Annotated in this window: 19 protein-coding genes; 15 read left to right on the forward strand and 4 right to left on the reverse strand. The window is 70.9% G+C overall.

Going from position 1 to position 19,885, the window contains the following annotated elements; translation table 11 throughout:
* The first annotated feature begins 61 nt into the window (after positions 1–61).
* The 4 genes from ACFFCA_RS08630 (at position 62) to ACFFCA_RS08645 (ending at position 3,360) form a co-directional block, all read left to right on the forward strand.
* Entirely contained in the window at positions 62–736 is a 675-nt protein-coding gene (locus ACFFCA_RS08630; RefSeq protein WP_375483778.1) for a hypothetical protein, read from the forward strand.
* Entirely contained in the window at positions 726–1,331 is a 606-nt protein-coding gene (locus tag ACFFCA_RS08635) for a hypothetical protein (RefSeq protein ID WP_375483780.1), read from the forward strand. The genes ACFFCA_RS08630 and ACFFCA_RS08635 overlap by 11 nt, the downstream gene beginning before the upstream one ends.
* 233 nt (positions 1,332–1,564) lie before the next feature.
* The gene (locus ACFFCA_RS08640; protein ID WP_375483782.1) at positions 1,565–2,554 is read left to right on the forward strand and encodes a DUF6159 family protein; all 990 of its coding nucleotides are present in this window, start codon (positions 1,565–1,567) and stop codon (positions 2,552–2,554) included.
* A 32-nt stretch (positions 2,555–2,586) separates the two neighbouring features.
* Positions 2,587–3,360 (forward strand): VOC family protein, encoded by a 774-nt coding sequence (locus tag ACFFCA_RS08645; protein WP_375483783.1) that lies wholly within the window; start codon positions 2,587–2,589, stop codon positions 3,358–3,360.
* 73 nt (positions 3,361–3,433) lie between these two features.
* Here the strand turns inward: ACFFCA_RS08645 and ACFFCA_RS08650 are convergent, their stop codons facing one another.
* Positions 3,434–3,844 (reverse strand): PLD nuclease N-terminal domain-containing protein, encoded by a 411-nt coding sequence (locus tag ACFFCA_RS08650; RefSeq protein WP_375483785.1) that lies wholly within the window; start codon positions 3,842–3,844, stop codon positions 3,434–3,436.
* A gap of 51 nt (positions 3,845–3,895) precedes the next feature.
* Positions 3,896–4,576, reverse strand: a complete 681-nt coding sequence (locus ACFFCA_RS08655) for a lysophospholipid acyltransferase family protein (protein ID WP_375483787.1) — start codon at positions 4,574–4,576, stop codon at positions 3,896–3,898.
* Between the two features lie 257 nt (positions 4,577–4,833).
* Here ACFFCA_RS08655 and ACFFCA_RS08660 point away from each other — a divergent pair, with 257 nt between their 5' ends.
* The 11 genes from ACFFCA_RS08660 (at position 4,834) to ACFFCA_RS08710 (ending at position 18,346) form a co-directional block, all read left to right on the forward strand.
* Entirely contained in the window at positions 4,834–6,342 is a 1,509-nt protein-coding gene (locus ACFFCA_RS08660; RefSeq protein ID WP_375483789.1) for a DEAD/DEAH box helicase, read from the forward strand.
* Between the two features lie 50 nt (positions 6,343–6,392).
* Positions 6,393–8,267 (forward strand): translational GTPase TypA, encoded by a 1,875-nt coding sequence (gene typA / locus ACFFCA_RS08665; protein WP_375483791.1) that lies wholly within the window; start codon positions 6,393–6,395, stop codon positions 8,265–8,267.
* A 72-nt stretch (positions 8,268–8,339) separates the two neighbouring features.
* Positions 8,340–9,491, forward strand: coding sequence for a pyridoxal phosphate-dependent aminotransferase (locus tag ACFFCA_RS08670; protein ID WP_375483793.1), 1,152 nt, complete (start codon positions 8,340–8,342; stop codon positions 9,489–9,491).
* Positions 9,488–10,243, forward strand: a complete 756-nt coding sequence (locus ACFFCA_RS08675; protein WP_375483795.1) for a nitrilase-related carbon-nitrogen hydrolase — start codon at positions 9,488–9,490, stop codon at positions 10,241–10,243. The genes ACFFCA_RS08670 and ACFFCA_RS08675 overlap by 4 nt, the downstream gene beginning before the upstream one ends.
* Before the next feature lie 549 nt (positions 10,244–10,792).
* Positions 10,793–11,797 carry an ABC transporter permease gene (locus ACFFCA_RS08680; RefSeq protein WP_375483797.1) on the forward strand — a complete coding sequence of 335 codons (1,005 nt, stop codon included), beginning with the start codon at positions 10,793–10,795 and terminating at the stop codon, positions 11,795–11,797.
* An 84-nt stretch (positions 11,798–11,881) separates the two neighbouring features.
* Complete coding sequence (locus ACFFCA_RS08685; RefSeq protein WP_375483799.1) at positions 11,882–13,663, forward strand: ABC transporter substrate-binding protein; 1,782 nt, start codon at positions 11,882–11,884, stop codon at positions 13,661–13,663.
* A gap of 92 nt (positions 13,664–13,755) precedes the next feature.
* The gene (locus ACFFCA_RS08690; RefSeq protein ID WP_375483801.1) at positions 13,756–14,760 is read left to right on the forward strand and encodes an ABC transporter permease; all 1,005 of its coding nucleotides are present in this window, start codon (positions 13,756–13,758) and stop codon (positions 14,758–14,760) included.
* A 34-nt stretch (positions 14,761–14,794) separates the two neighbouring features.
* Positions 14,795–15,871, forward strand: coding sequence for an ABC transporter ATP-binding protein (locus tag ACFFCA_RS08695; protein WP_375483803.1), 1,077 nt, complete (start codon positions 14,795–14,797; stop codon positions 15,869–15,871).
* On the forward strand, positions 15,868–17,028 hold the full coding sequence (locus tag ACFFCA_RS08700; RefSeq protein ID WP_375483805.1) for an ABC transporter ATP-binding protein: 1,161 nt from the start codon (positions 15,868–15,870) through the stop codon (positions 17,026–17,028). Before ACFFCA_RS08695 ends, ACFFCA_RS08700 begins: the two co-directional genes overlap by 4 nt.
* A gap of 23 nt (positions 17,029–17,051) precedes the next feature.
* Positions 17,052–17,909 (forward strand): N-acetyl-1-D-myo-inositol-2-amino-2-deoxy-alpha-D-glucopyranoside deacetylase, encoded by an 858-nt coding sequence (gene mshB / locus ACFFCA_RS08705; protein ID WP_375483807.1) that lies wholly within the window; start codon positions 17,052–17,054, stop codon positions 17,907–17,909.
* The gene (locus ACFFCA_RS08710) at positions 17,906–18,346 is read left to right on the forward strand and encodes a hypothetical protein (protein ID WP_375483809.1); all 441 of its coding nucleotides are present in this window, start codon (positions 17,906–17,908) and stop codon (positions 18,344–18,346) included. Before mshB ends, ACFFCA_RS08710 begins: the two co-directional genes overlap by 4 nt.
* On the opposite strand, the gene ACFFCA_RS08715 is transcribed toward ACFFCA_RS08710, so the two are convergent.
* Both ACFFCA_RS08715 and ACFFCA_RS08720 read right to left on the reverse strand, forming a co-directional pair.
* On the reverse strand, positions 18,336–18,779 hold the full coding sequence (locus ACFFCA_RS08715; protein WP_375483810.1) for a DUF1269 domain-containing protein: 444 nt from the start codon (positions 18,777–18,779) through the stop codon (positions 18,336–18,338). The genes ACFFCA_RS08710 and ACFFCA_RS08715 overlap by 11 nt on opposite strands.
* Before the next feature lie 106 nt (positions 18,780–18,885).
* Positions 18,886–19,842, reverse strand: a complete 957-nt coding sequence (locus ACFFCA_RS08720; RefSeq protein WP_375483812.1) for a GNAT family N-acetyltransferase — start codon at positions 19,840–19,842, stop codon at positions 18,886–18,888.
* Positions 19,843–19,885 lie beyond the last annotated feature (43 nt).

Genomic DNA, 19,885 nt, shown 5'->3' on the forward strand with positions numbered 1-19,885 from the left:
TCCGCACCACCGCAGTCCATACGACCCAACCCAACGCACCACCCAACCGAGAGGAAGCATCATGTCCGCACCATCCCTGCCCCGCCGTTACGTCGTCGCGGGTATCGCCACCGTCGGGCTCGTCGGCGGCGGAGTGGCCCTGGCCACCGCCGCCAGCAGCGACGCGTCGGGGCCCGGCACGCCGTCCGGGTCCACCTCGTCACCGAGCACGTCGTCGAGCACGGCCCGGCCGGCCACCCCGCCCAAGCCCAAGCCGCACCTCGACGGGACGGCCACGTCGGTCTCGAGCGACACCATCACCGTGAAGGACCCCGACGGGTTCACCCGCGAGATCCAGGTCAGCTCGTCGACGAAGTACACCTACAACGGCAAGAGCTCGTCGCTGAGCGCCGCCACCACCGGGCGCTTCGTCCACGCCGACGGGACGGTCGACAGCAACGGCACCAGCCTCGACGCGACCACCGTGGCCATCATGACCTCCATGCCGGAGCCGGGCGCCGGGCCTGCGGGTGGCCCTGCGGGACGCGGCCCGGGTGGTCCGGCCGCCCTGCCCAAGCCGGGCTCGAACGTCAAGCTGCCCGCGGGCAAGGCCCCGTCAGGCAAGGCACCGTCGGGCAAGGCCCCGTCCGGCGACAAGCCGCCGTCGGGTGCCAAGCCGCCGGCCGGTGGCAAGGCGCCGTCGGGTGCTCCCTCGGCCCCCAAGCCGAGCGCGACGAGCACGGCGCATGGCTCGTGACGGCGGCCGGCGGGGACACGGGTCGTCCGACCCCGAACCGAACCCTGTCGACCAGCTCGAGACCTGGCGCACCTGGCGGCACGACACGGTCGAGTTCCCGGCCGTGCCGGCCGAGGGTCAGGACCGGGACGGGTGGGACGCGGCCGGTGAGCCGCTCGACCACGGCCGGCGACCACGCCGGCGCCGCCCCGGCACGGGGTTCCTGGTCGGGGCCGGTCTGCTGGTCGCCGCCCTGGCCGTGAGCGGGCTCGCCGCCGCCGGGGTGCAGCCGGTGGCCCACCTGCTCGGCTCCGGTGGCGACCACCCGTCGACGACGGGCACGACCACCCCGAGTCGGGGGAGCAGCCCGGCGCCCAGCACCACGACACCCAGCAGCACCACGCCCAGCAGCTCGGCCTCGGACGGTTCGTCCTCGCAGGGGACGACGCCGGACGACAGCTCGACGGACGGGGCGGCGCCGAGTGACGCGGCGCCACCGGCGGCCCCCGAGCCCGGCGGGTCGGCACCGAACGGGCCCGGGAACGGGCCCGGGAAGGGACCCGGCGGCCAGCACGGCACCCCGCCGCAGCCCGGCGCCGGGGGACCGGGCGCCTGACCGGCGCCGAACCTCCTCGCCTGTCACCCGCGGATCGCGGTCGGCGCACCCCGCCGGCCGCGACCGCAGGGTGACAAGCGGGCCGGTCGGCCGGGCTCAGCCCTGCGTGGGCCGAGCTGTGGGCAGCCTGTGACCGTTTCGTTCGGTGCCGCGAGAGCACCGATCCCCGCGGGTATCACTGAGCCGATCTCGCGACCGGGGCGTCGGTCCGCGGCGGACAGAAGGGCTACGCGATGACCTATCCGCCCCAGGGTGCCGGTCCGGGCGACGTGCCCGCCGACGGTTCGGACTCCTACCGTTACGGCCCGCCGGCACCTCAGAACGGACAGTGGCAGCAGCCCGGTCAGTGGCAGCAGCCCGGTCTGTCGGCCCCGACCGGCAGGCAGATCCTGTCGTCGTCGTGGCGTCTGCTCAAGCAGGACCGCAGCCTGATCGTGCTGCCCGTGCTCGGCACCTTCTTCGGCGCCGTCGCCTACCTGGCCTTCTTCGTGCCCGGACTCGTGCTGCAGATCGTCGGGCACCGCAACCACTACTTCGTGTACCCGTTCGCGATCGTCGGCGGCTTCTTCGCCAGCGTGATCGGGATCTTCTTCCAGGCCGCGCTGATCGTCGGGGCCTACCAACGCGCGGACGGCCACAACCCGACGGTGGGGCAATGCCTGGCCGTCGCCTGGCGGATGAAGCGCCAGATCCTGGGGTGGGCGGTGTTCACCTCCAGCGTGGGCGCTGTCGTACGCGTCGTGGAACAGCGCCTGGGCATCCTCGGCCGGGTGCTCGGCTTCCTGGGCGGCATCGCCTGGGCCGTCGCCACCTTCTTCGCGGTGCCGGCGATCGTCGCCGAGGGGTTGGGGCCGATCGAGGCCCTGAAGCGCTCCGCGAACACCATCCGACAGACCTGGGGGACGAGCGTGCGCACGACGTTGCGCTTCGGTGCGCTCGGTTTCGTGCTGACCATCGTCCCGATCGTGGTCTCGATCGCGGGGTTCGTCGTGCTGGTCAGCTCCGCGGAGTCGTCGAACGCCGGTGGCCTGGTCGCCGGCATCCTGCTGGCCCTCCTCGGTTTCCTGACCCTCCTCGGGCTGGGCGCCGTCCTCGGGGCGGTCGGCACCTACGCCCGCGCCCTGATCTACCGCTGGACCACCGGGCGCCCGGTGCCGGGGATCGACCCGGCGTTGTTCGCCGGCGCGTTCGCCGCCCGTCGTGGGCGCGGCCGCCGACGCTGACAGCTGTCGGACCCCGGGTCCAGACTGTGGTCATGAGCGACGAGGCCACGAACAGCGACGACCGGTCCACCGAGCCCTCAGCCGGATCCCCGTCCGAGTTCACGCCCGGGTCGGCGTCCGAATCTACGTCCGGGTCGGCGCCCGCCGTCCTGTCGGGGACCGACGCCGCGGCCGCGGTCGACGGTCTCGGCTGGCGGGTCGTGCTGAGCACGCTGCTGGCCAGCGTCCCGGTCGACTCGCTGGCCCGGGCCGCCGACGTCGCCCGGCTGGCGGTCGAGGCCTGCGGTGCGGACGCCGACGGTCACCTGCGGGTCGACCTGCGTCCCGACCGGGTCGAGCTCGCCGTCCACGACCGCACCCTGGCCACCCACACCGCGCGCGACGTCGAGCTGGTCCGGGCCGTCGACGCGGCCCTGCGCAACGCCGGGTACTCGCTGGCCCCGCCGACCGGGCGACGCCCCGTGCAGATGCTCGAGGTCGCCATCGACGCGCTCGACATCCCGGCCATCCGCCCGTTCTGGGCCGCGGTGCTCGGCTACGACGACGAACCGGGCACCGACGCCCTCGTCGACCCGTTGCGGCAGGGGCCGTCGTTCTGGTTCCAGCAGATGGACGAGCCGCGCCCGCAGCGCAACCGCATCCACTTCGACGTCGTCGTCGCGCACGACGAGGCCGAGCGTCGGATCCAGGCCGCCCTCGACGCCGGTGGCGCGATGCTCAGCAACGCCGCCGCCCGGGCGTTCTGGATCCTCGCCGACGCCGAGGGCAACGAGGTCTGCGTGTGCACCTGGCAGGACCGCGACTGACGCACGCAGTTCGACGGCTCAACCCGACGGTCACACCCGACGGTGTCGGCCGGACGACCTCAGCCCGACGACCTCAGCCCGGCTGGCCCTCCTCGGGCTTGCGCAGCAGCCGGTCCCGCTCGGCCTGCTGCTCGGCGCGGCGCCGCTGGTCGTACGCGGCGCGCTGCGCGTCGGCCCGGGCCTTCACCTGACGCAGGAAGGCCTCGTCGTCATCGGGGTTCGTCGCCGCGAAACGGCCCGGGCGGTCGTACTCGGGGAACCGGGCGCCGGCCGGCGTGTGCGGGCGCGCCGGCCCGGTGGCCCAGGGACGCCCCGCGACGAGCCACGCGATCGAGCCGACGTCGGCCAGCAGCAGCACGATGAGCAGCCAGGCCACCTTCGGCAGGTTGCGCTGCACGCCGTCGGGCGTGGTGATGACGTCGATGATGCAGAACAGCCACAGGCCGAGCAGCAGCAGCCCGAACGCCCCGTCCGCCAGAATCATGGCGACATGGTGGCACAGCTCGCACCCAGTCGACACCTGGCGCGGACAGGCCTAGGTCCCGGCTTCGAGCCGGCGACGGAGGCGCGTCGCGGTGCGCCTCCGGCCCGGGATCTCGCGGGGTGCCGATTCGCGTAGTTCGTCCAGCAGTCGCTGCGCGAAGGCGGTCGGCGACTCGTCCGGGCGCAGCCCGCCACCGCGGGGCCGGAAGAACTCGACCCGGATCGCAGGCCGGTGCGGCACCCGGACGACGTCGACCGTGCCGATCGAGCGCACGCAGACGACGGTCGCCTCCGGCACGGCCTCGGCCAGCCGCCCGACCCCACTGCGCGCCCGGAGCACCCGCCCGAGCGAGCGGGTGCCCTCGGGGAACATGCCGATGCACGCCCCGGCCCGCAGCTCGGCGACCGCCGTGGCCAGTGCCTCGTCGTTGTTCACTCCGCGGGTCACGGGGATGTGCCCCATGCCCGTCATGAACGCCGCGGTGACCCGGGTCTTCCACAAGGTCGCCTTGGCCAGCGCGCGCACCTGACGCAGCTCACGGGCCGCGACGCCGATGGCGATCGGGTCCCAGTAGCTGTCGTGATCGGCCACCAGCAGCGTGGGGCCGTCGGCGGGCAGCGCGTCCAGGCCGGTGACGTGCAACCGACCCCAGGCCATGACCGGGCCGCCCAGGGCGAGCACGACGCGGTAGGCGGGGGTGAACGCCGGCCGGACACTCGCGTGGGAGGACATGCGCTCATCATGACCGTCGCCATGACCCAGGTCACGTTGCGGCGTGCCTGCCGTGCGAGTGGCTCGGAGGCCCCGAAATCCCGGCTAGACTTGTCGCTGAAGCCAGCGGGCATAAGCCCGCACCGACTCGTGCTTCATCTGCGACGCGAGTACCCGCGTCGGGCTCGTGCCAGAACCGCGGTTCAGGTTCCAGCGTCCTGCGGACGCCGCCGAACACGCGATTGCCGGGACGTGCCATTCGTTCCCGAAGGATTTTTGTGACCACCTCTGCCCCGCGCGGCACTGCCGCGCGCCATTCGTCTGCGCGCCGTTCCGGCAGCCGCCCGCAGCGTCGCCCCACCGCCAACCACACCCCGAGCCGCGGCGGCCAGCAGGGCCGCTCCGGCGGCCGCCCGGCATCCCGCTCGTTGTGGGACACGCTGCCCGTCAGTGTCGTCCCCACCGACAACCTGCCGAGCTTCGCCGAGCTCGGCCTGCCCCGGCCCATGGTCGCCGCGCTGGCCGCACGCGGGATGTCCGCGCCGTTCCCCATCCAGGCGGCCACCATCCCCGACATCCTCACCGGCCGCGACCTGCTGGGCCGCGCTGCCACCGGCTCCGGCAAGACCCTGGCCTTCGGCCTGCCGATGATCGCCCGCCTGGCCGGCGGCACCAGCGTCCCGCGGCGCCCCCGCGGGCTCGTCCTGGTCCCGACGCGTGAGCTCGCGATGCAGGTCGTCGACGCGATGACCCCGCACGCCTCGGCGTCCGGCGTCTCCGTGCGCCTGGTCGCCGGCGGCCTGCCGATTACCAAGCAGATCCAGGCCCTGCAGCGCGGCGTCGACATCCTCGTCGCCACGCCGGGCCGGCTGGAGGACCTCATCCAGCGGCGCAGCGCCGACCTCGGCGGCGTCGAGGTCACGGTGCTCGACGAGGCCGACCACATGGCCGATCTCGGCTTCCTGCCCGTCATGCGCCGCCTGCTCAACCAGACCCCGCCCGACGGCCAGCGGCTGTTGTTCTCGGCGACCCTCGACGGCGACGTCGCGACCCTGGTCGAGAACTACCTGACCGACCCTGCCGTCCACGCCCTCAGCACCGCCGAGGCGTCGGTCGACACCATGACCCACCACCTGTTCCGCGTGAGCCCGGACGCGAAGTTCGACCTCGCCGCGTCCATCGTGGCCCGTGAGGGCCGCACCATCGGTTTCGTGCGCACCAAGCACGGCGCCGACCGCATGGTGAAGAACCTGGCCCGGGTCGGCGTCCGCGCCGGCGTGCTGCACGGCGGTCGCAGCCAGTCCCAGCGCAACCGCGCCCTGGACGCCTTCAAGGACGGGTCCGTGCCGGTGCTGATCGCGACCGACGTTGCGGCCCGCGGCATCCACGTCGACGACGTGTCCCTCGTGCTGCACGTGGACCCGCCGGCGGACCCGAAGGACTACCTGCACCGTTCGGGGCGCACCGCGCGCGCCGGCGAGAGTGGCACCGTCGTCGTGCTCAGCACGCCGCAGGACGACCGCGACGTGCAGAAGATGCTGCGCGCCGCCGGCGTCCGCGCCGAGGAGCGCAGCACCACGGCGGGCGACCCCGCCCTGACCGGGCTCGTCGGCGCCCGGCAGCCCAGTGGCACCTCGGTGCTCGAGCCGCGTGCGCCGCGACCGACCCCGCGCGCCGACGGCAGCCCGCGCCGCCCCCGTACCGGGTCCGGTCACCGTTCCGGCGGCGCGGCCGCCTTCAGTGCGCGTCGCGGATCGGGTGCGGGTCGTCCCCGCGGGTCCCGATGACCGACATCGCGGAGCAGACAGACCAGCCCACCAGCGAGAGGATCGTGGACATGGGACAGCGTGAATCGCGCGCGGACCTGCGCAACGTCGCCATCGTCGCCCACGTCGACCACGGCAAGACCACCCTCGTGGACGCGATGTTGTGGCAGATGGGCGCGTTCACCGCGCACCAGGCCGACACCGGTGACGTCAACGAGCGGGTCATGGACTCCAATGACCTGGAGCGTGAGAAGGGCATCACGATCCTGGCCAAGAACACCGCGGTCGACTACCTCTCGCCGGACGGCGGGAAGGTCACGATCAACATCATCGACACCCCCGGCCACGCCGACTTCGGCGGCGAGGTCGAGCGCGGGCTGTCGATGGTCGACGGCGTCGTGCTGCTCGTCGACGCGTCCGAGGGGCCGCTGCCGCAGACGCGCTTCGTCCTGCGCAAGGCGCTCGAGGCCAAGATGCCGGTCATCCTCGTCATCAACAAGGTCGACCGTCCCGACGCCCGCATCGCCGAGGTCGTCGACGAGGTCTACGAGTTGTTCCTCGACCTCGACGCCGACGAGCACCAGATCGAGTTCCCGATCGTGTACGCGTCCGGCAAGGCCGGTCGCGCCTCGATGAAGCGCCCCGAGGACGGCACCATGCCGCAGGAGGAGAACCTGCAGCCGTTCTTCGAGGCCATCCTCGAGCACATCCCGGCCCCCGAGTTCGAGGTCGACGCACCGCTGCAGGCGCACGTCACCAACCTCGACGCGTCGCCCTACCTCGGCCGTCTCGCCCTGTGCCGCGTGCACAACGGGACGATCACCAAGGGTCAGCAGGCCGCCTGGTGCCGCGCCGACGGCACCATCGAACGGGTCAAGATCACCGAGCTGCTGATCACCCGAGCGCTGGACCGGTTCCCGGCCGAGAGCGCCGGGCCGGGCGACATCATCGCCATCGCGGGCATCCCCGAGATCACCATCGGCGAGACCCTGGCCGACCCCAACGACCCCAGGCCGCTGCCGGTCATCACCATCGACGAGCCGTCGATCTCGATGACCATCGGCATCAACACCTCGCCGCTGGCCGGGCAGTCGGGCAAGAAGCTGACCGCCCGCCAGGTGATCAACCGGCTCGACGCCGAGCTGGTCGGTAACGTCTCGATCCGCGTGCTGCCCACCGAGCGACCCGACACCTGGGAGGTGCAGGGACGCGGTGAGCTGCAGCTGGCCATCCTGGTCGAGATCATGCGCCGCGAGGGCTTCGAGATCACGGTCGGCAAGCCGCAGGTCGTCACCCGCACCGTCGACGGCAAGGTGCACGAGCCGATGGAGCGGATGACCATCGACATCCCGTCCGAGTACCAGGGCGTGATCATCCAGCTGCTCGCCCTGCGCAAGGGTCGCCTCGAGCAGATGGTCGACCACGGCACCGGCTGGATCCGGATGGAGTACATCGTCCCGGCTCGCGGGTTGATCGGGTTCCGTACGGAGTTCCTCACCGAGACCCGCGGCACCGGACTGCTGCACCACATCCACGAGGGCTACCAGCCGTGGACCGGCGACATCCGGACCCGCGCCAGCGGCTCGCTCGTCGCCGACCGCAAGGGGGCCACCACCGGCTTCGCGCTGGCCAACCTGCAGGAGCGCGGGACGATGTTCGTCGGCCCGAGCACGGACGTGTACGAGGGCATGATCGTCGGCGAGAACTCGCGCGCCGACGACATGGACGTCAACCCCACCAAGGAGAAGAAGCTGACCAACATGCGTCAGTCCTCCGGGGACGTGCTCGTGCCGCTGATCCCGCACCGCATGCTGTCCCTCGAGCAGGCGCTCGAGTTCTGCCGTGACGACGAGTGCGTCGAGGTCACGCCCGGCATGGTGCGCATCCGCAAGGTGTTGCTCCTGGCCCAGGAGCGGGCCCGCGCGCGCAACAAGGGCCCCAAGTAGCCGCAGCTCCGTGATTGCCCCGTCCGACCGGTCACCACCGGCCGGACGGGGCTTCGTCGTTAGGGTGGACGGGTGGCTGAACCGGACCGTCTCGTCCCGCGCATGCACGGCTTCGGGACCACGGTGTTCGCCGAGATGTCGGCGCTCGCCGTGGCCACGGGGTCGGTGAACCTCGGCCAGGGCTTCCCCGACACGGACGGCCCGCCCCTGATCCTGGACGCGGCGGTCGAGGCGATCCGGTCGGGGCACAACCAGTACCCGCCCGGCGTCGGGATCCCGGCGCTGCGCCACGCGATCGCCGACCACCAGCGCCGGCTCTACGACCTCGACCTCGACCCGGACGGCGAGGTGCTGGTGACCGCGGGCGCCACCGAGGCCATCGCCGCCGCCGTCACCGCGCTCGCCGGCAACGGCGACGAGGTGGTGCTCTTCGAGCCGTACTTCGACTCCTACGCGGCCACGGTCGCCCTGTCCGGCGCCACCCGCCGCAGCGTCACCCTCGAGCGCAACGGGCAGCACTGGGGCTTCGACCACGACGCGTTGCGGGCCGCGATCACGCCACGCACCAAGGTCATCCTGCTCAACACGCCGCACAACCCGACGGGCACAGTGTTCGGCGTCGAGGACCTCGCCGTCGTCGCCGAGCTGGCGATCGAGCACGACCTGGTCGTGGTGTCGGACGAGGTGTACGAACACCTGATCTTCGACGAGCGGGTGCACGTGCCGATCGCCACCCTGCCCGGCATGCGCGAGCGGACCATCACGATCGGCAGTGCCGGCAAGACGTTCAGCGTGACGGGCTGGAAGATCGGCTGGGCGTGCGGCCCCGCGGACCTGCTCCGCGCCGTCAGGACGGTCAAGCAGTTCCTGACCTTCGTCAACGGTGCGCCGTTCCAGCCCGCCGTGGCCGTGGCCCTCGACCAGGCCGAGAAGCTGGCGCCCACCGCCGCGCTGCAGGACCAGCGCGACCTGTTCTGCGCCGGCCTGACCGACCTCGGCTTCGACGTCGTCGTGCCGCAGGCCACCTACTTCGCCACGGTCGCCGTGGACGGGGACGCCGTCGACTACTGCCGCGAGCTGCCCACCCGGGCCGGGGTCGTCGCCATTCCCAGCAGCGTGTTCTACGACAGCCACGCCGGCGACCACTTCGTCCGCTTCGCGTTCTGCAAACGACCCGAGGTGCTGCGCGACGCCCTGACCCGGCTGGCAGCGGTGGCCCGATGAGGGTCGCCGCCGTCCAGCACGACATCACGTGGGAGCAGCCCGAGGCGACACGGGCCCACGTGCGGCCGATGATCGCCGCCGCCGCAGCAGGCGGGGCACAGCTCGTCGTACTGCCCGAGATGTTCGCGACCGGGTTCTCGATGCGCCCTGAACGGGTCGCCGAGGACGAGGGTGGCCCGACCGAACAGTTCCTGCTCGCGCGGGCCGCCGAGCACGGAACGCACCTGCTGGCCTCGATCGCGCAGCGCGGCTCCGACGGCGCGTACCGCAACAACGCGGTGCTGGCCCGGCCGGACGGTTCGGTCGAGCGCTACGCCAAGATCCATCCGTTCGGGTACGCCGGCGAGCACGAGCACTACGCGGCCGGCGACCGGTTCCTGACGGTCGACGTGCACGGCGTCCGGGTGAGCGTGTTCGTCTGCTACGACCTGCGCTTCGCCGACGAGTTCTGGGCGCTGGCCCGCGACACCGACCTCTACGTGGTCCCCGCCAACTGGCCCGCCCCGCGGCACGAGCACTGGCGCGCGCTGCTGCAGGCCCGCGCCATCGAGAACCAGGCCTACGTCCTCGGTGTCAACCGGGTGGGCCTCGCCAAGGACCTGCCGCACCTCGGGGGTTCCACGGTCCTCGATCCGCTCGGGGTCCGGCTCGTCGAGGGCGGCCCTGCGGAGACGGTGGTGTGCGCGGACGTCGACCCCGAGGTCGTGGCCGCCGTCCGGCGCGACCTGCCCTTCCTGCCGGACCGTCGCTGAGGCCTGCGAGCGGGGGATTCCCCCACCTGAAGGCGCTACGTCGCTTCTGTCCGCTTTGGACGATTCCTGCGGAACGAAACGGTCTGTGGCCCGACAAGCACGGCCAATTGCGAAAGGGTCACGATCGGAACTCGATGACGCACCGGCCTACCCCGTTCGGAGGGCAGGCATTAACGTGCCTGTCGGCCACAAGCCACATCGCAGTACCGAGAACGGCCTGTCCCATCCCGGCGGGCCCGGCGAACGGAGCCCTGGCGCCATGACCGTGCCCACCGGGTCAGCCCTGTCCACTTGCGCCCGCGCAGGTGTCGACGGCGCCCGCCGTCGGGCACCTCGGCCGGCGGCTCCCGCCGGGCCGCGCCGCCCTGGAGCGCCGCGCGCCGCCGGCGGCCGACGTCGGCCGCAGTCTCGGAACAGTCACGATCCCGCGTTCCGTGCGGGCGGACCTACCGGTGGTTGACCGCGCGTAATACCGTGCAAACCGACCGTCCCAGCCGACGCAACCGATTAATCTCACGTCTGAGCCCCTCGAAGGAGTAAGTACCCCACATGACCCTGTCCCCGGGTGAACTCGAGGTCGCTGTCGAGGCGATGGCCGGCGAGGACCTCGGCCGCGACGGCGGCGAGATCGAGGGCCGTTCGCTCGGCCAGCTGGCCTGGCGCCGGTTGAAGCACGACAAGCTGGCCCTGGCCGGGGGCGTCGTCGCGCTGCTGTTGATCCTCATCGGCCTGTTCGCGCCGCTGCTCACCAGGGCCTACGGGCAGACGACCAGCGCGCCGCACTACAACCTCGTGGACTCCAGCACCCAGCTGCCCCTCGGCAGCAACGGCGGCATGTCGGGCACGCACTGGCTCGGTGTGACGCCGGTGCTCGGGCAGGACATCCTCGCCCAGCTCATGTTCGGGGCCCGGACGTCGCTGGTCATCGCGATCTCGGCGACGTTCCTGTCGCTGTTCTTCGGCGTGATCCTGGGGGTCGTGTCGGGGTTCTACCGCGGCGTCGCCGACTCGATCATCTCGCGCATCATGGACCTGCTCCTCGCGTTCCCGGTGACGCTGTTCTCCATCGCGCTGCTCGCCGTGTTCGCGATCGTGCCGTCGTTCCTCGGCCTCAGCGGGGTGCACCTGCGGTTCGCGGTCCTGATCTTCGTGCTGGGCTTCTTCGGGTTCCCCTACATCGGGCGCATCGTCCGCGGCCAGGTGCTGTCGCTGCGCGAGAAGGAGTTCGTGGACGCCGCGCGCAGCCTCGGCGCCTCGAACTACCGCATCATGACGCGGGAGATCTTCCCGAACCTCGTCGGCCCGATCCTCGTCTACACGACGCTGACGATCCCCAACTACATCCTGGGCGAGGCCGGCCTGTCCTACATCGGCGTCGGCGTGCAGTCACCCACCGTGTCGTGGGGCGGCATGCTCAGCGACGCCGGCAGCTTCTTCCAGGTCGACGCGACCTTTCTGCTTGCCCCCGGCCTGGCGCTGTTCCTGGCCGTCCTGTCGTTCAACCTGTTCGGCGACGGCCTGCGCGACGCCTTCGACCCACGCTCGTCCCGATGAGCGCCCACCGACCCCCAACGACCGCAGGGCCCGGTACCCCGGACCCGTCCGTGTCACCCCAACAGGAGAGGTAAGAACACACCGATGAGACGCAATCCGAAGGCCGTGATCGCGGCCAGTCTGCTGACAGCAGCCGCGATCACCCTCGCCGCCTGCTCAGGCTCGAGCGGCGGTGGCGGCAACAGCAACGGCGGTGGCAAGTCCAACACCACCAGCCCGAACTCGACCAAGGGCTACAACGCAGCCGCCAACAACGTGCTGAACGCCTCGAGCAAGACCGGCGGCACGCTGAACCTGCTCTCGACCGGCGACTGCGACTCGTGGGACCCGGGACGCACCTACTACGGCTGGTGCTTCAACATGCAGCGGCTGTTCACCCGCACCCTCGTCGGCTACACGAAGGTCAACGGCACCAAGTACGAGATCGGCGGCGACCTTGCCACCGGTCTCGGTACCCACAACGCCAACTTCACCAAGTGGACCTACACGCTGCGTCCGGGCGTGAAGTTCTCGACCGGCAAGGCCATCACGCCTGCCGACATCAAGTACGGCATCGAGCGGCTGTTCGCCACCGACGTCATCAACGGTGGTCCGTCGTCGTACTTCATCGACACGATCCAGCACCCGAAGAACTACAAGGGCCCCTACAAGGGCGGCGACCTGAGCTCGATCCAGACCACGAGCAACACGATCACCTTCAACCTGTCGACCTCGTACGCGGACTTCAACTACCTCATGGCCCTGCCGGCGTCCGCGCCGGTGCCGGCCAAGGTCGAGGGCGGGACCGGCTTCGTCGGCTCCACCTACACCAAGCACCCGGTGTCGTCCGGCCCGTTCGAGATCAAGTCCTACACGCAGAACAAGCAGATCACGTTCGTGCGCAACCCCTACTGGTCGCAGAGCACCGACACGATCCGCAAGCCCAAGGCCACCAGCGTGGTCCTGACCGTCGACACCAACCCCGACGACCTGGACAGCAAGCTCAAGGCCGGTACGGCCGACGCCCGCGCCGACAACGGTGTGCAGCCGACGTTCCAATCGCAGATCCTGACGCAGCCGAGCCTGAAGGCCAACGCTGACGACCCGATCGTGGCCGCCACCCGTTACATGGCGGTCATCCCGTCGGTGATCCCGAACATCCACTGCCGCAAGGCGATCTTCTACGCCTGGGACAAGGCCGGCTCGCTGCGTGCCTTCGGTGGTTCCACCGCGGGTGTCGTCGCCAACTCGATGACCCCTCCGGGCATCGTCGGTCACGACGACACCTACGACCCGTACCCCACGGGCTCGGGCAGCAGCGGCAACCTGGCCAAGGCCAAGGCCGAGCTCCAGGCCTGTGGCAAGCCCAACGGTTTCTCGACCAAGTTCGCGTACAGCACGCCCAGCAGCACCGGGCCGAACGTGTTCAAGGCCGAGCAGTCGGCGCTCGCCAAGGTCGGCATCAAGATCACGGCCGCGCCGCAGGACCAGTCGAACTACTACTCGACCTACATCGGTTCCCCGGCGAACGTGAAGAACCAGGGCATCGGCCTGGCCGTCGCCGGCTGGGGCGCCGACTTCCCGACGCCGTACGGCTTCTTCAACTCCATCACCAACGGAGCGAACATCCTGCCCACCGGTAACTCGAACTACTCGAGCCTGAACGACCCCACGGTGAACAAGGTGCTCGACGCCGGCCCGAAGGGCACGAACACCACCGCTGACTGGCAGTCGCTCGACAAGGCCGTCATGAACAGCGCGACGTACCTGCCCTTCATCTGGGAGAAGACCCTGTACTACCGCAACCCGCGGATGACCAACGTGACGTCGGACAACGCTCTGGCGTTCGGCATCTACGACTTCGTCAACATCGGCGTCGTCAAGTAGCAGGTCGTCCCCAGGACAACGCCTCATAGGAAGGTCGAGCAGGTGGTGACCGGTCCGCGCGAGCGGACCGGTCACCGCCTGTCACATCCCAGATGATCCAATACGTCATTCGGCGAATCCTCGGCGCGATCATCGTCGTGTTCGCGGTCAGCGTCGTCACGTTCCTGATCTTTCAGCTGGCCCCGGCGCTGGCGCACCGCTCGCCGGTGTACTACTACGTCGGCAAGATCCCGCCGCAACCGGCACAGCTGAAACTGCTCGAGCATCGCTACGGGTTCGACCTGCCCATCTGGCGGCAGTACCTGCACTACGTCAAGGGCATCCTGTTCGGCCAGACCGTGTCCGACGGCAACTCGACGCTGCACTGCAGTGCCCCGTGCCTCGGGTACTCGTTCCGCCTCAACTCCTCGGTCAACTCGCTGATCGGTCAGGCGCTGCCGGTGGACCTCAGCCTGGCCATCGGCGCGTCCGTGCTGTGGCTGGTCGGCGGCGTCACGGTCGGCACCATCTCCGGCCTCAAGCCCGGTTCGATCTTCGACCGCGTCGGCATGACGGCAGCGCTGACCGCGGTGTCGCTGCCCATCTTCTTCACCGGCCCGCTGCTGCTGCTGATCTTCGAGTACAAGCTGAAGTGGCTGCCCAACCTGGCCTACGCGTCCCTCACCGACGATCCGGTGCAGTGGTTCAAGAGCCTTCTTCTCCCGTGGATCGCCCTCGCGTTCCTGTTCGCCGCCCTCTACGCACGGCTGACCCGCGCGAACATGATGGAGACGATGGGCGAGGACTACATCCGCACGGCCCGGGCGAAGGGCCTGCCCCGGCGCACGGTCGTCGTGCGGCACGGGCTGCGCGCGGCGCTGACGCCGATCGTCACCATCTTCGGCATCGACATCGGCACCCTGATCGGTACCGCGGTCATCACCGAGACCGTCTTCAACCTGCACGGGCTCGGCTTCCTGCTCATCACCGCCATCCGCCAGTCCGACCTGCCCATCATCCTCGGCGTTACCCTGATCGCATCGATCGCGTTGGTCGTGGCCAACCTGATCGTCGACATCCTGTACGGGATCGTCGACCCGCGCGTGAGCTACACGTGATCAGACCGACACTGCACACTGTGCTCAGAGGGGAGTGGTCAGCGTGAGTGCCGAGGCGGTCAGCGTCGAGACGGTCAACGAGGACGCACCCAAGTCCTTCTTGTCCGTGCGCGACCTCAGAGTGCACTTCCCGACCGGTGACGGGCTCGTCAAGAGTGTCGACGGCCTGACCTTCGACGTCGAGCGGGGCAAGGTCCTCGGCATCGTCGGCGAGTCCGGCTCCGGAAAGTCGGTCACCAGCCAGGCCATCATGGGCCTGCACAAGGGTTCCAAGGCGCAGATCAGCGGTGAGATCTGGTTCGACGGGCACGAGCTCGTCGCCGCCCGCGAGGAGGAGATTCGCCAGCTGCGCGGCTCCCAGATGGCGATGATCTTCCAGGACCCGCTGTCGTCGCTGCACCCGTTCTACAAGGTGGGCGTGCAGATCACCGAGGCTTACCGGGTGCACAACGACGTCTCGAAGGCGGTCGCGAAGCGGCGCACCCTGGAGATGCTCAGCCTGGTCGGCATCCCCAGCCCCGACCGCCGCTACGACGACTACCCGCACCAGTTCTCGGGTGGCATGCGGCAACGCGCCATGATCGCCATGGCGCTGGTGTGCAACCCCAGCCTGCTCATCGCCGACGAGCCCACCACGGCGCTCGACGTCACCGTGCAGGCGCAGATCCTGGAACTGCTCAAGCAGATGCAGCGGGAGTTCAACTCGGCCATCATCCTGATCACCCACGACCTGGGTGTGGTCGCCGAGACTTGCGACGACGTGGTCGTCATGTACGGCGGGCAGTGCGTCGAGAAGGGCCCGGTGGGCGACTTGTTCTACCGCCCCGAGATGCCCTACGCCTGGGGCCTGCTCGGGTCGATGCCGCGCATGGACCGCGACCGGCAGGACCGGCTGCGCCCCATCGCCGGCCAGCCGCCGTCGTTGATCCGCGTCCCGTCCGGGTGCGTGTTCAACCCGCGCTGCGTCTACAAGGACCGCGTCGAGGGCGACCGGTGCACCACCGAGCACCCCGACCTGCTGCCGACCAGCTCCGACCACCTCGTGCGTTGCCACATCGAGCCCGACGAGCGACGCACGATCTTCCGCGACGAGGTGTTTCCGACCCTATGAGCTCCATCGATCTGAGCAAGACCGACGACAAACGGTCGGTGGAGTCCTCCTCGGCGTCCGACGACTCCCTGCTCGTCGTCGAGCAGCTGCGCAAGCACTTCCCGATCAAGAAGGGCCTGGTGCTGTCCAGGCAGGTCGGTGCGGTGAAGGCGGTCGACGGCATCAGCCTGTCCGTCGACTCCGGCCAGACCCTCGGGCTGGTCGGGGAGTCCGGTTGTGGCAAGTCCACCGCCGGACGCACCATCGCCAAGCTGCTCGAGCCGACCGGCGGTTCGATCCGTTTCGACGGCCGCGACATCAGCAAGTTGCCGCGTGGGCAGATGCGGCCGCTGCGCCGTGACGTGCAGATGATCTTCCAGGACCCGTACTCGTCGCTGAACCCGCGGCACACGATCGGCACGATCGTCGGCGCCCCGTTCCGGATCCAGGACGTGAAGACCGAGCACGGCGTCAAGACCGCGGTGCAGGGCCTGATGGAGCGCGTGGGTCTCAACCCGGAGCACTACAACCGCTACCCGCACGAGTTCTCCGGCGGTCAGCGCCAGCGCATCGGCATCGCCCGCGCGATCGCCCTGCAGCCCAAGCTGATCATCTGCGACGAGCCGGTGTCGGCACTCGACGTGTCGATCCAGGCCCAGGTCGTCAACCTGCTCGAGGACCTGCAGAGCGACTTCAACCTGGCCTACATCTTCGTTGCCCACGACCTGTCGGTGGTGCGGCACATCTCCGACCGCGTCGCGGTCATGTACCTCGGCAAGATCATGGAGCTCGCCGACCGCGACCAGCTGTATTCGGCGCCGCTGCACCCGTACACGCACGCGCTGATGTCGGCGGTCCCAGTGCCGGACCCGACCAAGGAGCAGGCGCGCCAGCGCATCCTGCTCAAGGGCGACCTGCCCAGCCCGATCAACCCGCCGTCCGGCTGCGTGTTCCACACCCGGTGCCCCCTGTACCGGGAGACGCTGAACGAGTCGCAGCAGGAGAAGTGCCGGACCGTCGAGCCGACCCTGGAGGAGCACAACCCGGGTCACTCGGTCTACTGCCACTTCCCGATCGCCCGCGCCGACGTCGCCGCGGCCGAGGACGAGGGCCTGCTCGAGACCGTCGAGAGCCCGGCCGGCGACGCCGACCTCCCCGGGGGCAAGCACGAGCTGTAACCCGGACGACTAGCGTGTCGGACGTGTCCGGCCGTCGGCTCCTCCTGGTGCACGCTCACCCCGACGACGAGTCCATCACCACGGGTGCGGTCATGGCGCACTACGCGCAGCGCGGCGTGCGGGTCGTCCTGCTCACCTGCACCCTGGGTGAGGAGGGCGAGGTCCTGGTTCCGGCCCTGCAGGGTCTGGCCGCCGATCGCGCCGATCAGCTGGGCGGGTACCGCATCGCCGAACTGGGTGCGGCGATGGGGGCGCTGGGCGTGACCGACCATCGTTTCCTCGGCGGGGCCGGGCACTTCCGCGACAGCGGCATGGCGGGCTCGTCGGCCAACGCGCACCCCCGGGCGTTCTGCCGGGCCGACGGCGACGCGACGGTCTTCACCGAGGCCGTGGAGGCGGCCGCCGACGTCGTGCGCGAGGTGCGCCCGGACGCGGTCGTCACCTACGACCCGGACGGCGGTTACGGCCACCCCGACCACGTCATGGCTCATCGGGTGACGATGGCCGCGGTCGTCGCGGCGGCCGAGGGCGGGGCCGACGCGTGGTCGGTACCGCGGGTGTTCTGGACCGCCGACCCCGACTCGGTGCTCGACCGGGACGTCGCCGCGCTCGCGGACCGTCCCGACGCGCCGTTCTCGGCCGATCGTGCCGCGCTGTCCTTCGGGGTTCCCGACCGGCTGGTGACCACCGTCGTCGACGCCGCGGACGGGCGGGACGCCAAGCGGTCGGCGCTGCTCGCCCACGCGACCCAGGTCAGCGTGTGGAGCGACTTCTACGCGCTCTCCAACGGCCTGGGCCGGCTGGTGTCGGGGACGGAGTACTTCCGGGCTGCGCCGGGCTACCCGGCGCCCCCGTCCGACCTGTTCGGCGACGTCGCGTGACGGCCCCCACGAGCGCCCGGTCGGTCGGCCTGGTCGGCTGGCTCACCCTGCTGCTGTTGTGCGCCTCGGCGGCGCTGGCCGCCCTGCTGGAGTCGTTGTTCGTGCCGCTCTACGCAGGCGGCACGCTGGTGCCCGTCACCGTCCTCGCGACGATCGTGACCAACGTGGCCCTGCCGCTGCTGGCCCGCGCAGTGGTGCCCACCATGGGCGGTACCGTCGCACCATTCGTGGTGTGGCTCGTCGTGGTGATCGGGTTCGGGGTATTGACCCGGCCGGAGGGGGACGTGATCCTGCCCGGTGGCGACCCGCAGTGGGTGTCCTACGCGGTCCTGCTCGGCGGCGCGCTGGTCGGCACGATCACCGTGATCTCCAGCGTGCCGCGCGCGCCCGAGATGACCCGGCGCCAGCAGCACTACCGGCGGCCGCCTAGCCGGTGAACGGCTCGCGGTTGGCCTCGCGCAGCGCCTCCTGGACAGCGTTCACGGCCGCCGGCGGCAGGTCGGACTCGACCAGTTCCGCCTGCGGGAAGCGGGTGAGCTCGCGCTGCAGGTCGGCGACGGAGACGTGGCTGACGAGCAACGCGACCGCCGTGCGGCCCGGGGGCACCGCGTTGCGCAGCTCGTCGACGGTGGCGTCCCGGATGCCGGTGTCGCGCAGCTTCGCGAACAGGGCGCCGCCGCCCGCCGTCGCCGCGCCGACGACCAGGCCGCCTATCGGGCCGCCGAACAGCGTCCCGAGCAGCAGGCCCCACACGCCGGCGCCCAGCCCGGCCTGCGCCGGGGTGATGTCGGTGGGTCTCCCGCACGTGCGAGGTGCCGTCGGTGTCCCGCGTGACGATGACCGCGTCGTGGACCTGGAGGTCCTGGTCACGGCCCAACCGGGCGGTGGCGAGCATGAACTCCTGCGCCCGGATCGGGTCGGCGAAGGAGATGACGAGCAGCCTGCTGTTGTCCGGGACCTCGGCCATGGCTGAAGTCTAGGGGGCGGGCGACTCGGCTTCGCCGGACGGTTCGATGCGGTAGCGGTAGTCGTGGTGCACCCGGTAGCCCTGCCGGGCGTACAGGGCGAGCGCCGACTCGTTGTCGGCCTCGACCTGCAGGTAGCTGCGGGTGGCGCCCTGGTCGCGACCCCACGCCCACAGCGCCGCGGTCACTGCCGTGGCCAGCCCGCGCCGTCGGGCGTCCGGGGCCACCTCGACGCCGGCGACACCCAGCCAGCCGTCGTCGACGGACCCGCGCCCGATCGCGACCGTGTGGCCGCCCTCGCGCACCGACGCGAACACCGCACGGTCGTGGCGGGTCAGCAACGCCCGGCCGGCCTCCCCGCCGCTGTCGCCGTCGCGGTAGAGCGCGAACCAGGCGTCATCGGGGGCGGCCTCCACTGCGACGTCCGTCACCTCCGCCGCCGGCGCCACGAGATGGTCGAGACGGCCGGTCATCAGGTGCGCCGGGGTCTCGATCGGCCACCACCGCTCGCCCAGTTCGGCGTCGAGCAGCCTGCGTGCCTCGGTGGGCACCGCGATGCGCAGCGGCAGGCCCCGGGCCGCGTACCAGTCGTGGGCCCGGGCCAGCGCCTCGTCGAGCGGCATGCCCGGTTGGCCGAGCGGCAGGACCGAGTTGGCCCGGCGCAGGAATCCGTGGTCGGCGCGCAGCACCCAGCCGCCGAGCTGCTCGGTCTCGGCGGCGCGGATGCCGCGCGCGGCGAGCCGTTCGAGCTCGAGCTCCTCGGCGGTCGACGCCACGACCGGCTTCGCCAGCGCGATGAGCTCCAGCGGGATCTCGACTAGGCCGCGGCGGGACTCGACCACCGCGGTCTGGGCGTCCAGCCCGACCAGGTCGCCGACCACATCGCCGAACAGCAGCCGGCCGTCAGGGGCACGTTCGACGACACGGCGCACGCTGACCCGACGCCCCACCCAGCTAGGCTCCACCACGGTCGGCATACTAGATCCCGTCCGACGACGCCTGGCCCGACCC

It is taken from the genome of uncultured Jatrophihabitans sp. (genome assembly GCF_964252635.1).
In the GTDB taxonomy this organism is placed as follows: domain Bacteria; phylum Actinomycetota; class Actinomycetes; order Mycobacteriales; family Jatrophihabitantaceae; genus Jatrophihabitans.